The organism is Longimicrobiales bacterium (genome assembly GCA_035764935.1).
Taxonomy (GTDB): Bacteria; Gemmatimonadota; Gemmatimonadetes; order Longimicrobiales; family RSA9; genus DASTYK01.
In genome coordinates this window covers 1-16030 of record DASTYK010000162.1, presented here as the reverse complement: position 1 = coordinate 16030, position 16030 = coordinate 1, and the positions used below count along the sequence as shown (strand labels likewise).

7 protein-coding genes are annotated in these 16030 nt (G+C 66.9%); all 7 read left to right on the top strand.

What is annotated here, in order from left to right:
* The first annotated feature begins 57 nt into the window (after nucleotides 1-57).
* Nucleotides 58-2052 carry an alpha-1,4-glucan--maltose-1-phosphate maltosyltransferase gene (locus VFU06_14000; GenBank protein HEU5210501.1) on the top strand — a complete coding sequence of 665 codons (1995 nt, stop codon included), beginning with the start codon at nucleotides 58-60 and terminating at the stop codon, nucleotides 2050-2052.
* Nucleotides 2045-5353 (top strand): maltose alpha-D-glucosyltransferase, encoded by a 3309-nt coding sequence (gene treS, locus VFU06_13995; GenBank protein ID HEU5210500.1) that lies wholly within the window; start codon nucleotides 2045-2047, stop codon nucleotides 5351-5353. Before VFU06_14000 ends, treS begins: the two co-directional genes overlap by 8 nt.
* Nucleotides 5350-7383, top strand: coding sequence for a 4-alpha-glucanotransferase (gene malQ / locus VFU06_13990; GenBank protein ID HEU5210499.1), 2034 nt, complete (start codon nucleotides 5350-5352; stop codon nucleotides 7381-7383). Before treS ends, malQ begins: the two co-directional genes overlap by 4 nt.
* On the top strand, nucleotides 7380-9284 hold the full coding sequence (glgB, locus tag VFU06_13985; GenBank protein ID HEU5210498.1) for a 1,4-alpha-glucan branching protein GlgB: 1905 nt from the start codon (nucleotides 7380-7382) through the stop codon (nucleotides 9282-9284). Before malQ ends, glgB begins: the two co-directional genes overlap by 4 nt.
* A 49-nt stretch (nucleotides 9285-9333) precedes the next feature.
* Nucleotides 9334-11169: a malto-oligosyltrehalose trehalohydrolase gene (treZ, locus tag VFU06_13980; protein ID HEU5210497.1), complete on the top strand. Its 1836-nt coding sequence runs from the start codon at nucleotides 9334-9336 to the stop codon at nucleotides 11167-11169.
* Entirely contained in the window at nucleotides 11166-13586 is a 2421-nt protein-coding gene (locus tag VFU06_13975; GenBank protein ID HEU5210496.1) for a DUF3536 domain-containing protein, read from the top strand. The genes treZ and VFU06_13975 overlap by 4 nt, the downstream gene beginning before the upstream one ends.
* Nucleotides 13583-16030, top strand: a 2448-nt coding sequence (gene treY, locus VFU06_13970) for a malto-oligosyltrehalose synthase (GenBank protein HEU5210495.1), incomplete at its 3' end; no start/stop codon positions are given. The genes VFU06_13975 and treY, both read left to right, overlap by 4 nt.

Below are 16030 nucleotides of genomic sequence, written 5' to 3'. Positions count from 1 at the left end.
AGGCGGTCCGTCCGGCCCGGCACGCGGGCCGCACACTGATAATCAGCGCGGAGCGGGATGCCAGCACGAACGGGACAACGGGAGGCCGGCGACGGGCGCCGGCGTGTGGTGATCGAGGGGGTTCAACCGGAAATCGACTGCGGCCGCTTCCCGATCAAGCGTGTGATCGGCGAGCCGGTCGTCGTGGAAGCCGACATCTTCGCTGACGGGCATGACGCCCTGACCGCGCGGCTGGTCTGGCGACACGAGAGCCAGCGCAGCTGGCGCGGTATCGACATGGAGGCGCTGGTCAATGACCGCTGGCGCGGCAGCTTCACGGTCGACCGGCTCGGACGCTACCTGTACGGCCTCGTGGCCTGGGTCGACCCGTTCAAGACCTGGCGGCGCGACCTCGAGAAGCGCATCGCGGCCGGCCAGGACGTCGACGTCGACCTGCAGATCGGCGCCGGGATCGTGGAAGCTGCGGCCCGGCGCGCGGGGGAGCGCGATCGTGAAACGCTCATCGCAGCGGCGCAGTCACTGCGCACCGGGGACCTCGACACGCGGCTAAGGACGGCCGCCGCGGATCGGCTCCAGCGCATCGTGTCGCGCTACCCGGATCTCGACCACGCGACCCGCTACCACCGCGAGCTGCCGGTCGTCGTGGACACGCCGCGCGCAAACTTCAGCGCGTGGTACGAGCTGTTTCCCCGCTCCACCGGGCCCGCGGGCCGCCATGGGACCCTGCGCGACGTGATCGACCAGCTGGACTACGTCGCGGAGCTCGGCTTCGACGTGCTGTACCTGCCGCCGATCCATCCGATCGGCCGGACCCGGCGCAAAGGGCCCAACAACCGGGAGGTCGGTGGGGACAGCGCCCTGGGCAGCCCCTGGGCGATCGGCGCCGCGGAGGGCGGCCACAAGGCCATCCACCCCGAGCTCGGCACGCTCGACGACCTCCGTGCGCTCGTGGCTGCCGCGCGTGACCGCGGCATCGAGCTCGCCCTCGACATCGCGTTCCAGGCCTCGCCCGATCATCCGTACCTGCGCGAGCACCCGGAGTGGTTCCGCAAACGACCGGACGGAACGATGCAGTATGCGGAGAATCCGCCGAAGAAGTACCAGGACATCTATCCATTCGATTTCGAGTCCGAGGACTGGCAGTCGCTCTGGGAGGAGCTCGAGAGTGTCTTCCGCTTCTGGATCGAGCAGGGCATTCGAACCTTCCGGGTCGACAATCCGCACACCAAGGCCTTCGCCTTCTGGGAATGGACGATCACCCGGCTGAAGGCGGAGTTTCCGGATCTCGTCCTGCTGTCCGAGGCGTTCACGCGCCCGCGCATCATGTATCGCCTCGCCAAGCTCGGCTACACGCAGTCCTACACCTACTTTGCATGGCGCTACACCAAACAGGATTTCATCGAGTACATGACGGAGCTGACGCAGACGGAGGTGATCGAGTACTTCCGGCCCAGCTTCTGGCCGAACACGCCCGATATCCTGACAGAACAGATGCAGAGCGGCGCCAGGTCCGTATTCATCACCAGGTTTGCCCTGGCCGCAACGCTGTCGTCCAACTACGGCATCTACGGACCCGCTTTCGAGCTGATGGAGCACACGCCGCGTGAGCAAGGCAGCGAGGAGTACCTGGACTCCGAGAAGTACCAGCTGCGCGACTGGGACCTGGAGCGAGAGGACAGCCTGCGCGACTTCATCGCCCGGGTGAACACGATCCGGCGCGAAAACCCCGCGCTGCACACCAATCGGACGCTGCGCTTCCACCGCATCGACAACGACCAGTTGCTCGCGTACACCAAGCAGAGCCTGGATGGCCGAAACGTGGTGCTCGTCGTCGTCAACCTGGACCCGAACTGGACACAGGCAGGCTGGGTGGAGCTGCCGCTGGAGCAGCTCGGACTGCCGGAGGCGTCGCCCTACCTCGCGCACGACCTGCTGACCGGCGCGCGCTACTCCTGGCAGGGTGCGTGGAACTTCGTGGAGCTGAACCCGGCCGCCGGGCCGGTTCACATCATGAGACTGGAGCCACTCGAGGAGGGACCGCCGCATGCCTAGACGACGCACCCAGGCACCGACGGACCCGCTCTGGTACAAGGACGCCATCATCTACGAGCTTCATGTCCGCGCCTTCGCCGACAGTGACGGTGACGGCATGGGCGACTTTGCGGGGCTCACCGAAAAGCTCGACTACCTGCAGGAGCTGGGTGTAACCGCGCTCTGGGTGCTGCCCTTCTACCCGTCCCCCTGGCGCGACGACGGCTACGACATCGCCGACTACACGAGCGTGCATCCGGCGTACGGCGTCATGGCCGATTTCCGCCGCTTCCTGAAGGAAGCGCACAAGCGCGACCTGCGCGTGATCACCGAGCTGGTCATCAATCACACGTCCGATCAGCACCCCTGGTTCCAGCGGGCTCGCCGTGCCAGGCCCGGCTCCGTCGCGCGCGACTTCTACGTGTGGAGCGACACCCCGGAGAAGTACCGGGAGGCCCGCATCATCTTCAAGGATTTCGAAAGCTCCAACTGGGCGTGGGATCCGGTGGCGAAGCAGTACTTCTGGCACCGCTTCTACTCGCATCAGCCTGATCTCAACTACGACAGCCCGGCAGTGCACCAGGCCATCTTCCGCGTGATGGATTACTGGTTCCGCATGGGCGTCGATGGAATGCGGCTGGATGCGATCCCGTACCTGTACGAGCGCGAAGGTACCAACTGCGAGAACCTGCCGGAAACGCACGACTTCCTGAAGAAGCTGCGCTCGCATCTCGATGCCAACTTCGAGAACCGGATGCTGCTCGCAGAGGCCAACCAGTGGCCGGAAGAGACGGTGCCCTACTTCGGGGATGGGGACGAGTGTCACATGAACTTCCACTTCCCCGTCATGCCCCGCCTCTTCATGTCGATCCAGATGGAGGATCGCTTCCCCATCATCGACATCCTTCGTCAGACGCCGCCGATCCCCGAGAACTGCCAGTGGGCGACGTTCCTCAGGAACCATGACGAGCTGACGCTCGAGATGGTGACCGACGAGGAGCGGGATTTCATGTACCGCGTATACGCGAACGATCCCCAGGCGCGTATCAACCTCGGGATCCGTCGCCGTCTGGCGCCGCTGCTCGGCAACAACCGCCGCAAGATCGAGCTGATGAACGCGCTGCTGTTCTCACTGCCGGGCACACCGGTGCTCTACTACGGCGACGAGATCGGGATGGGCGACAACATCTATCTCGGTGACCGCAACGGCGTGCGCACTCCCATGCAGTGGTCACCGGACCGGAACGCAGGCTTCTCGCGGGCCAACCCGCAGCGCCTCTACCTCCCCGTCATCGTGGATCCCGAGTACCACTACGAGACGGTGAACGTGGAGGCGCAGCAGGCGAATCCGAGCTCGCTGCTCTGGTGGACGCGACGCCTGATTGCGTTGCGCAAGCGATTCAAGGCGTTCGGCAGGGGGACGATCGAGTTCCTCTACCCGGAGAACCGCAAGGTGCTCGCGTTCATCCGGCGCTACGACGACGAGTGCATCTTCGTGATTGCGAACCTGTCGCGTTTCTCCCAGTACGTACAGCTCGACCTTTCGCACGTGCGCGGCTCGATCCCCGTGGAGCTGTTCGGCCGCTCGGAGTTTCCGCCGATCGGCACCGAGCCGTACGTGCTCACGCTCGGGCCACACGGCTTCTACTGGTTTTCCCTGCTTTCGCCGCGTGCGGAGACGGCCGTTCCTCTCTCCTCGGAGCTGCCCGGCATCGCCCTGCCCACCACCGGTCTCGCCGGCGCAATCGACGGCGCGGAACGACTCGGGCTCCTGCCGGTGGTGAGCGAGCAGATGCAGGAGGCTCGCTGGTTCCAGGGCAAGGCGCGCAAGGTTCGGGGCGTGATCATTCCCGATCGCCTGACGCTGCCGCTCCGTGACCGGGACGAGACGGCCGAAATCGCGATCGTCCATGTCGACTACATCGAGCATGATGCGGACGACTACGTTGTGCCGCTCGCGCTGACCCAGGGATCGTCGGACGCTGTACGTCGCGCCTCGCTCGCGACGATCGAGGGCGAGACCCGTCGCATCGTGGATGCGCTCACGCTGCCCGCCACACACCTCGCGCTTCTCGACCTGATCGTCAACCGGCGCCGCGCCCGCGGCAGGCATGGAGAGCTCGTGGGGATTCGGACGCCCGTGCTGCGCGGCCTGCTGCGCGAGCGGGGGATGCCCGAGGAAAGCCGCCTCTTCTCTGCAGAGCAGTCGAACACGTCGATCGGCTTCGGCGACACGTTCGTGCTCAAGGTGTTCCGACGCCTGGAAGATGGTGAAAGCCTGGACCTGGAGATCGGTCGCTTCCTCAGCGAGCGCAACTTCCCGTACGCTCCGCGCGTGGCAGGGGCAATCGAGTACCGGCGCGATGGCAAGGCCCGCACCCTCGCGGTGCTGCAGGAGTTCGTACCCAACGAGGGGGATGCGTGGGGACTCACGGTGGACGCGGTCGCCGAGGCGTACGAGCGTGCCGCGACGCGCGCGACGGGGCCACTCGCCCGTGAGGCGGTCACCACGGCCGCACTGCTCGATTCCGCTGCCGGCACGGAGCTCCCGCAGGAGGACCGGGAGCTCGCCGGCACCGCGCTCGAGCGCGCCCGCCTGCTCGGGCAGCGTACTGCAGAGCTGCACATGACGCTCGGCAGCGACACGCGCAGCGACGCCTTCGCGCCCGAGTCGTTCACGATGTTCTATCAGCGCTCCCTCTATCAGTCGATGCGGAACCTGACCGGGCGAACACTGCAGTTGCTGCAATCCCAGCTGGAGCGGCTGCCGGAGGGGGCGCGCAGGGACGCCACCGTGATCCTCGACCTCGAGGAACGCCTGCTCGGCCGCTTCCGCCGGATCATCGACGGCAAGCTGCATGGCCAGCGGATCCGCACGCACGGCGATTATCACCTCGGCCAGGTGCTGTTCACCGGTCGCGACTTCGTCATCACGGATTTCGAAGGTGAGCCCGCGCGGCCGTTGAGCGAGCGGCGCATCAAGCGCTCGCCATTGCGCGACGTCGCAGGGATGCTGCGGTCGTATCATTACGCGGCGCACTCCAGCATGCTGGACGCGGATATCACGGCTACGCACGAGCGCGTTGCGCGCATTGCCTTCGGCGAGAGCTGGTACCATGCCGTCGCGACCGGCTTCCTCCAGCAGTACCTCGAGACCATGGGCGACACGCCACTGCTGCCGCCCACGCGCGCAGAGATCGAGATCCTGCTGGACGCCTACCTGCTGGAGAAGGCCGTCTACGAGCTCGCATACGAGATGAACAACCGGCCCGCCTGGGCTGCCATTCCGCTGCTCGCGGTGCGGCAGCTGCTGCAGAAATGACGCGGCGCCCCTCGGATCGGCAGTTGCTCCGCCGGCTCGCGCGTGCCTGGGGAGTACAGTCCTCGTACACGGACGGCGAAGGACGGCGTCGCCACGCGCATGACGAGGCGCTGCTCGGAGCGCTCCGGGCGCGCAGGGCACCGGTCGAGTCGATCGCGGACGTCCGCGACGCGCTCAGGGATCGCGAAAGAGTTCAGTCGCAGCAGGCGATCGAGCCGGTCGTCGTCGCCTGGGACGGACGTATGCCGCGCGTAACGCTGCGCGCCGGACGAGGCGCACGCAGCGCGCGCTGCACGCTGGAAACGGAGGATGGCGAGCTGCGCACCTGGGATATCGGCCTGCGCAACGGTCGCGGCACCATCCATCTGCGCGAGCGTCTGCCGCTCGGCCGGCACGTGCTCCGGATCGACGCAGGAACGACCGAGCACCTTGCGTGGATCCTGTCGGCACCTCGCCAGGCGTACACGGTCGACGGGCTGCAGTGGGGCGTCTTCGCACCCGTTTATGCGCTTGCGCGCGAGGGCACCTGTCACGGCTCGTACACCGAGCTGCACGAGCTTGCGCGCGGCATGCGCAGGCGCGGAGCCGCCCTGGTCGCGACGCTGCCGATCCATGCCGCGTTTCTCGACGCACCGCTCGACCCGAGCCCGTACTCGCCGGCCAGCCGCCTCTTCTGGAACGAGCTGTACGTCGATCCGGCGCCGTTCGCTGCCATGCCCCGCAATGATGCCCACGCCGAGCTTGGAGAGTGCATCCGGTCCGGCTACGTCGATTACCGTGCTGCGGCCGCTGTTCATCGCCGACTGCTTCAGCCGGTCGCCGATCGCCTGCTCGCACCCGACGGCGATCCCGACGCAGCCGCGTTCGCGGCGCGTCCCGACGTGAGCGACTATGCGCGGTTTCGCGCAACCGGTGACCGGCTGCGGACCGGCTGGCGGGAGTGGCCCGCGCGGTTGCGCGACGGGCGCATCCGTGACGACGATCCTGATCCTGCGAGCGCCCGCTACCATGCCTTCGTGCAGTGGGCGGCAGAGCGACAGCTCGGCGCGATCTCGGCGGATCGCGAAGCGGCCGGTCTGTACCTCGACATGCCGCTCGGTGTGCATCCGGACAGCTACGACACCTGGCGCTACCGCGAGATCTTCGCCACCGATGCGTCCGCCGGCGCACCACCGGACGTGCTGTTCAGCGGTGGCCAGGACTGGGGGTTCCCGCCGATGGATCCCGATGCCCTGCGCGCCGACGGTTACGCCTACCTCGCTGCAGCGCTGCGCCAGCAGTTCCGCCACGCCAGCGTGCTGCGGCTCGACCACGTCATGTCGCTGCACCGGCTGTACTGGATTCCGAGCGGGCTGCCGCCCACCGAAGGCGTCTACGTGCGCTACCCCGAAGACGAGATGTTCGCGGTGCTCACCCTGGAATCCATGCGTGCGCACGGCGCCATCGTCGGTGAGGACCTCGGTACCGTCGCCGAATCCGTGCGACGCCGCATGGAACGCCATGCGATCCACCGGATGTTCGTGGTGCAGTACGAGGTGAATCCCGAGGCCAGACCGCCCATGACAGCGCCGCCTCGCCGCAGCGCTGCCTCGCTGAACACGCACGACATGCCGACGTTCACCGGATTCTGGCAGGGGCGCGACATCGGCGACATGCGCGACCTCGGACTGCTCGAAGAGAGCGGCGAGGAAGCCGCCCGGACGCAGCGGGCGCGGCTGCGCTCGGCACTGGCGCGCCATGTGCACCTGTCGGAACGGGCCGCAAAGGCCGAAGATCCCGCACCCATCCTGGACGCACTGCTCGAACGGCTGGCATCCGGCCCCGCCGCCATCGTGCTCGTCGGGCTGGAGGATCTATGGCTGGAGCCCGAGCCGCAGAACGTGCCCGGGACCGGCCCGGAAACGCGACCGAACTGGCGGCGCAGGTTCCGCTACCCGTTCCCTGGCGTACTTCACCGTGCTGACGTCAACGAGCGACTCGAAGCCATCGCCGAGGCGCGCCACACCGCCTCAAGCGAGGAGCAGGAATGACAGAGACATTCATCTCGGAACACGACCTGTACCTGTTCAACGAGGGCACGCACAACCAGCTCTACCGCCGGCTGGGCGCGCACGTCGGAAGCATGAATGGCGCGGAAGGCACTCATTTCGCCGTATGGGCGCCGAATGCGCGGTCGGTTTCCGTGTTCGGGGACTTCAACGACTGGAGACCGGGCGAGGTCGTGCTGGAACCGGTTGGTGTCTCCGGGATCTGGGCCGGCTTCATCGATGGCATCGGACCCGGAACGACGTACAAGTATCACATCATCTCACAGCACCACGGCTACCGCGTCGAGAAGGCGGATCCGTTCGGCTTTCTGCACGAGATGCCTCCCCGCACCGCGTCCATCGTGACGACCCTCGGGTACGACTGGGGTGACGACCGCTGGATGCAGCAGCGCCGCGACCGCAATGCACTCGGGGCGCCGATCTCGATCTACGAGGTGCACCTCGGCTCCTGGATGCGGCCCGCGGAGCACGGTCGCTTCCTCGGCTACCGCGAGCTTGCGCCCCGGCTGGTCGAGTACGTGACGACCATGGGGTTCACCCACGTCGAGTTCCTGCCGGTCATGGAGCATCCGTTCTACGGGTCGTGGGGTTACCAGACCACCGGTTACTTCGCGCCGACGTCGCGGTTCGGCACGCCGCAGGACTTCATGTATCTCATCGATTTCCTGCACCAGCACGACATCGGCGTCCTCCTGGACTGGGTGCCGTCCCACTTTCCCGGCGACGAGCACGGCCTCGCCTACTTCGACGGCACGCACCTCTACGAACACGCCGATCCGCGCCAGGGATTTCACCCGGACTGGAGCAGCTACATCTTCAACTATGGGCGCAACGAGGTCCGCAGCTTCCTCCTCAGCAGCGCACGCTTCTGGCTCGACGAGTACCACGTCGACGGGCTGCGGGTCGACGCCGTCGCGTCGATGCTGTACCTCGACTACTCGCGCAAGGAAGGCGAGTGGATCCCCAACACGTTCGGCGGTCGCGAGAACCTCGAGGCGATCGAGTTCCTCCGGCGGCTGAACTCCGACGTGTACGGCGCGCACCCGGACGTGCAGACGTACGCCGAGGAGTCGACGGCATGGCCCATGGTGTCACGACCGGTGTATGTCGGTGGGCTCGGCTTCGGCATGAAGTGGGACATGGGCTGGATGCACGACACGCTCGAGTACATCCGCCACGACCCGATCCACCGGCGCTACCACCACGGTGAGCTGACCTTCCGGATGGTGTACGCCTTCAACGAGAACTTCGTGCTCCCGCTCTCGCACGACGAGGTGGTGCACGGCAAGGGCTCGCTTCTCGACCGCATGCCCGGCGATGAATGGCAGCGGTTCGCGAATCTGCGGCTGCTCTACGGGTACATGTTCACGCAGCCGGGCAAGAAGCTCCTGTTCATGGGCGGTGAGTTCGCGCAGGGCCGGGAGTGGAGCCACGAATCGTCGCTCGACTGGCACCTGCTCCAGTATCCGCATCACGATGGCATGCGTCGCTGGGTCGCCGACCTGAATCGCATGTACCGCGAGGAACCCGCCGCACATGCGCTGGACTTCTCGCATGAGGGCTTCCGCTGGATCGACATGCACGACAGCGCCAACAGCGTGCTCAGCTACATGCGCCGCGGACCCGACCCGGCAGACACGCTGCTCGTGGTGTGCAACTTCACTCCCATCACGCGTGAAAACTACCGGCTCGGTGTGCCGGCTATCGGGTTCTGGCAGGAGATCCTCAACAGCGATGCCGTCGAGTACGGCGGCAGTGGTGTCGGCAACTTTGGTGGCGTCGAAGCGACGCCCTTGCCGTCACACGGTCAGCTCCGATCGATCACCCTCACGCTGCCACCCCTCGCGACCCTGGTGCTCAAGCGCAGACCGGAGGGCGCGTGAACACCCGGCGTTCCGCCACCCTGCTGTCGACGCACCCGCCGGAGCGCCTGTGACGCCGCGTCCTCCACTGCCCCTGGGCGCCCGGCTGGATGGCCCACGCGCGACATTCTGCGTATGGGCACCCGCCGTCCACTCGATGGCGCTGGTGCTGGATGGGCCACTCCGCCGCACGCACGCAATGGCGCGTGACGACAACGGCTACTTCACGGCTACGCTCCCGGATATCCGGGCCGGCCAGCGCTACGGCTTCCGGCTCGACGGGGACGATGTGCTGCCGGACCCCGCGACCCGCTGGCAGCCCGATGGAGTGCACGGTCTGTCCGCTGTCCAGCCCACGACGTTCGCATGGACCAGCAGCGGGTGGAGCGGACTTCCGCTCGAGAGCTACGTCCTCTACGAGCTGCACGCAGGCAGCTTCACACCAGAGGGAACGTTGGACGCCGCTGCCGGCAGACTTGCCGAGCTGCGCGAGCTGGGGATCACGGTCATCGAGCTGATGCCCCTCTCGCAGTTTGCCGGCACGCGCAACTGGGGCTACGACGGCGTGCATCCATTCGCCGTGCAGAACAGCTACGGTGGACCGGACGCCCTCAAGCGCTTCGTCGATGCCTGTCACCGGGAAGGGCTCGGCGTCTGTCTCGATGTCGTGTACAACCACCTCGGGCCCGAAGGCAATCACCTCTCCCGATTCGGACCATACTTCACCGACCGCTACAACACGCCCTGGGGCGACGCACTCAATTTCGACGGGCCGGACTCCGATCACGTGCGTGCGTTCTTCATCGAGTCCGCGTTGCAGTGGATCGACGAGTACCGTATCGACGCATTACGCCTGGACGCGATCCACGCGATCGTGGACACCTCTGCGTACCCGTTCCTCCGTGAGCTGGCGGATCGCGTGCACGCCCGGTCGGAGGAGCTCGACCGGCAGGTCGTGCTCATCGCCGAAAGCGACCTCGCCGATCCGCGCGTGCTCCGTAGCGTGCAGCACGCTGGCCTGGGCATGGATGCGCAGTGGCTGGACGATTTTCACCACGCGCTCCATTCGCTGCTCACAGGCGAGCGTGACGGCTACTACCAGGACTACGGCGGCATCGAGCATCTCGCCCGGGCATACGGGCGCGGCTACGTATATGCCGGCGAGTACTCGGGGTACCGCCGGCGTCGTCATGGAGCCGCAGCGAACGACGTCGCGCCGGCGAGCTTCGTGACGTTCATTCAGAATCACGATCAGATCGGCAACCGCATGCTTGGCGACCGGCTGGCGGGGCAGCTGACACGGGAGCAGAACCAGCTGGCGGCGGCCGCACTGCTGCTCTCTCCGTTCACGCCGCTGCTGTTCATGGGCGAAGAGTATGGCGCGGAGACACCATTCCCCTATTTCGTGAGCCACACCGATGAGGAGCTGGTGGCAGCCGTGCGCCGCGGGCGCACCGAGGAGTTCGCCGGCTTCGGCTGGGCCGACGACCCGCCGGATCCGCAGGCCGGCGGAACCTTCGAGTCTGCCGTGCTGAACTGGTCACTGCGCGAAACAGGTGAGCACGCGGCGCGGCTCGCTCTGTACCGCGAGCTCCTGGCGATCCGCCGCGAGCTGCAGGAATTACGGCCTCGATCGTTCGACGAGATCGATACCGCTGTCGATCCCGCGACCCGGATGCTGCGCGTCACGTGCACCACTCCCCGCGGCGCAACCGCGCTTTACCTCCATTTCGGGGACATGCCCGCAACTGCGACCGTGCCCTCCGGAGGCACATGGCGTATCCGGCTCGACACTGGAGCGGGCCCCGCACGCGGGCGCAGCGATGAAGTCGTGCCCGCAGACGCCAGCCTGGAGCTGGCGCCGTGGTCCGCCGTTCTGCTTCTGCGTGAGGGGCTCGAAGCATGAACCGCTACGTATGCGTCCACGGCCACTTCTACCAGCCGCCGCGGGAGAACGCGTGGCTGGAGGCGATCGAGCTGCAGGACTCTGCCTACCCGTACCACGACTGGAACGAGCGCGTAACGGCGGAGTGCTATGCGCCCAACGCCGATTCGCGCATTCTCGACGGCGCCGGCAGAATCGTTCGCATCGTCAACAACTACGCACGCATCAGCTACAATTTCGGTCCCACGCTCCTCGCGTGGCTCGAGCAGCATGCGCCGGAGACGTACGAGTCCATCATCGCCGCCGACGTGCAGAGCGCCGAGCGCTTCGGTGGCCACGGGTCCGCACTGGCGCAGGCGTACAACCACCTGATCCTGCCGCTTGCGAATGCCCGCGACAAGCGAACCCAGGTGCTCTGGGGAATCGAGGACTTCCGTCACCGCTTCGGCCGCGTGCCGCTCGGCATGTGGCTGCCGGAAACCGCGGTCGATACACCGACACTCGAGGTCCTGGCCGCAAGCGGGATTCGCTTTACAGTCCTGGCGCCGCATCAGGCAGAGGCCGTACGCGCGCTGAGCGGTGGCGAATGGCATGACGTGAGCGGCGGTCGCGTCGATCCGCGCGTGCCGTACCTCGCGCGCCTGCCGAACGGCCGGGAGATGGTCCTCTTCTTCTATGATGGACCCGCATCGCGCGCCGTGGCATTCGAGGGGTTGCTGCGCAGCGGTGAACGCCTGGCCGGGCGGATGCGTGAGCTGCTGCGCCCCGGCGACGAGCCGCAGCTTGCGCATATCGCTACGGACGGCGAGACGTATGGCCACCACCATCGTCACGGCGACATGGCCCTCGCCTACGCGCTGCGCCTGATCGACGAGGACCCGACCCTCACGCTCACCAACTACAGCCAGTTCCTCTCGCTCTGCACACCGCGGCACGAGGTCCGCATCGTGGAGAACAGCTCCTGGAGCTGTGCGCACGGTGTGGAGCGCTGGCGCTCCGACTGCGGATGCAGCACGGGCGGGGTACCGGGCTGGAACCAGGCATGGCGCACGCCGCTGCGTGCCGCCCTCGACTGGCTGCGCGACGAGGTGACCCCGCACTTCGAGGAGCACGCCTCACAGCTGCTGCGAGACCCCTGGGAGGCACGCGACGACTACGTCTCGGTGGTGCTCGACCGATCCGCGCGCAACGTGGATGCCTTTCTTGCCCGCCATGCGCTGCGCCGCTTCTCTCCCGCGGACGAGGTGCGCACACTCGAGCTGATGGAGCTGCAGCGACATGCCATGCTCATGTACACGAGCTGTGGCTGGTTCTTCAACGACGTCTCCGGCATCGAGACCGTGCAGGTGCTGCAGTACGCGGCTCGCGTCGCCCAGCTGTCGGACGACCTGTTCGGCCGCCCTCTGGAGCCGCAGCTCATGGAAATGCTCGAGGGGGCAGTCAGCAACGTGCCGGAGGCCGGCAACGGCCGCCGCATCTATGAGGAGCAGGTCCTGCCGAAGCGTGTCGACCTGCTGGCGGTCGCCGCCCACCACGCGGTCAGCTCGCTCTTCGAGGGTACGCCTCACGGCGGACGGATCTATTCGTATCGTGTCGGGCTCGAGCAACACGATCAGAAGAAAGCGGGTGATGCGACCCTGGCAGTCGGGCGCTCACGTGTCTCGTCGGAGATCACGCGCGAGTCCGAGATCGTGACGTATGCACTGCTGCATTTCGGCAGTCACAGCCTGTCCGGGGGAATCCGCCGCTACATCGGGGAAAACGAGTACGAGGCGCTGGCCGGGCAGATGCTCCGTTCCTTCGAGAGCGGCGACCTCACGGGTGTCATCCGGCTGCTAGCGGAGTTCCCCGAGTACAGCTTCTCGCTCAAGTCGCTGTTTGCGGATCGCCAGCGCGAGATCCTGTTCAATCTGCTGCGCATTCCCGTCCGGCAGGCAGAAAGCACGTACCGGCGGCTCTACCGCGAGAACGCGACGCTGATCCGCTTCCTCCTCGACATGGGGCTGCCCCTGCCACGCGCGTTCACAATGGCTGCGGAGTTCGTGCTCAACCGCGAGCTGCGGCGCATCTTCGAGGCCGAAGCGATCGACCTGGAGCGGGCGCGCTCGCTGCTTGGCGAGGCGACCGAGCTCAAGGTCCGGCTCGATGAAAGCGGCCTCTCCTACGTCGTCGAACGCGCGCTCGAGAACCTGGCTGCGACGCATCGCAGCCGGCCGTACGACATGGCCACGCTCGAGCAGCTCGTCGACCTCGCCACGCTCGCGCGCAACCTGCCCTTCGAGGTCGATCTCTGGAAGACACAGAACCTGTTCTACGCCACCGTGCGCGACACCCTCGCAGAAACCAGGGCACGGGCAGACGTCGGTGATGCACGCGCCAGCCAGGCGCTGCCGCTGCTGCATCGCCTCGGTGAGCACCTGAGCGTCGCGGTTCAATGAAACCGCCGGTCGCGACGTACCGCCTCCAGCTGCATGAGGCCTTCACGCTTCGCGACGCCGCGCACATCGCGCCGCTGCTCCGGCGGATCGGCATTTCGCACCTGTACCTGTCGCCCGTCACGCAGGCGACCGCCGGGAGTGAGCACGGCTACGACGTCACGGATCCCACGCGGATCAACGACGAGCTTGGCGGGACCGAAGCAATGGCGGAGCTCGCCGCCGTCGTGCGCGCACACGGCATGGGCGTGCTGCTCGATATCGTGCCGAACCACATGGCCGCGTCCGCGGAAAACGAGTGGTGGGCGGACCTGCTGCTGAACGGCGCGGCTTCGGCCCACGCCACCACGTTCGACACTCCACTGGTCGACTCCGAGGCGGGACGGCTGCTGCTGCCTGTCCTGGGGGCCCCTCTGGAGGAGGTGCTTGCCGCAGGCGAGTTGCAGCTGGCCGAGCGCGATGGCAGGCGCGTGTTGCAGTATCATGACCACTGGTTCCCCGTACCCGACTCCGCCGCCGCCCACGACGCCGTCACCCCCGCGCTCCTCGCGTCCCTGCCCTACACACTCGCTGACTGGCGCACCGTCCAGGAGCAGAGCGGGTACCGCCGCTTCTTCGACATCACCGGCCTCGTGGGCGTGCGCGTCGAGGATCCGGACGTATTCGAGCGAACCCACAGCGGCATCCTCGACTGGCTCGCGAATGGCTGGATCGACGGGCTGCGCATCGATCACATCGACGGACTGCGCGACCCGGCGAACTACCTCCGGCAGCTCGCCCGGGCGACATCTCGAAGCCACGCTCGAGGTCGCTGCTACACCGTCGTCGAGAAGATCCTTGCTTCCGACGAGCACCTGCCGCAGGCGTGGGGGACCGACGGAACCACCGGCTACGAGATGATGCGCGTCGCATCCTCGTTCCTCGTCGATCCCTCCGGTTACCACAGGCTCGAAGACCTGCTCCGGCGGGTGACGGCCGACATGCGCGAGTTCGATGAGCTCGTCTACACCTGCAAGCTCGACGTGCTGGACAACCTGTTCCCTGCCGAGCTGCGGGATGTCGCGGAACGACTGGCCGAAATCACCGGGCTGCCGCTGGACGACTGCACGCGGGCGTTGCGCGAGCTGACTGCAGCACTCGATGTCTACCGTACCTACGTGAACGCCGAGGGAGCCGCGCCCGCCGATCGCATGCGCATCGATGCGGCGCTGTCAGCCGCACGGGCTCGCCTTCCCGACGCGGACCACCCGGTGCTTCACACGATCTGCGAAACCCTGCTGCTGGATGCTCCCGACGCCGCTGGAGAAAACCGCGAGCGCGTACTGGAGGTGGTTGCGCGCTGGCAGCAGCTCAGCGGGCCCGCCATGGCCAAGGGCTTCGAAGACACGGCTCTGTACCGCTGGCCGGCGCTGCTGGCGGTGAACGACGTGGGTGGCGAGCCGGGCGAAAGCATGAATGCGTCCGACATGCATGCGTTCTTTGCCTACCGTGCCGAGCACGAGAGTGGAGCGTTGAACGCGACGTCCACGCATGACAGCAAGCGCAGTGAAGACGTGCGCGCGCGGCTTCTGGTGCTGAGCGAACGCGCGCAGGAGTGGGCCGCGGCGGTGGAACGCTGGCTGCCGCAGACCCGCCGCGGCACAACACAGATCGCGTCGCGCGATGAGCTGCTGCTCCTGCAGACCGTGGTCGGCGCATGGCCGCTGGACGGACCGCCGGACGAGGATTTCGCGCAGCGGATCCGCGATTACATGCGAAAGGCATCGCGTGAAGCCAAGCAGGAGACGAGCTGGCTGAGGCCCGATGAGGACTACGAGGCTGCCCTGCTCGGCCACGTCGATCGGCTGCTGACCTCCCCGGAGCTCGCACAGGTCCGCGAGGAGCTGCGCGCCTTTGCGGGCCGCATTGCGCTGCACGGCGCCGTGAACTCACTGGCGAAGGTCGTTCTGCGCTGCGCAGCGCCGGGCATACCCGACACGTACCAGGGCACCGGGCGGTGGCGCTTCGACCTCGTCGATCCCGACAACCGCCGACCGGTGGATTACGACGAGCTGACGGCGCTCACCGACAGCCTCGAGGAGGTGGTAGAGCACCCCGATGCGAGGGCGGTTGCGGATCTGCGCGAGAACTGGCGTGACGGGCGCATCAAGCTGTTCCTGCTCATGACGCTGCTCCGCGCGCGCCATCGCCATCCGGCATTCGCAGGTACATACGAACCAGTCGAGGTGAGTGGCGACCGTGCCGATCACGTCCTCGCGTTCCGTCGCCGCCATGACCCGGATTCGGTGATCGTGATCGTGCCACGCTGGCCCGCGCGGCTCGCACCGGCGCAGGGCTGGCCCCTCGCCGAGGCGTGGGGAAGCACCACCATCCACACCGGCGGCGGAATCCTGCGCAACGTGCTGGATGGCGCCAGGATTACCCCCGAGCGCGACCGTATCCGCCTC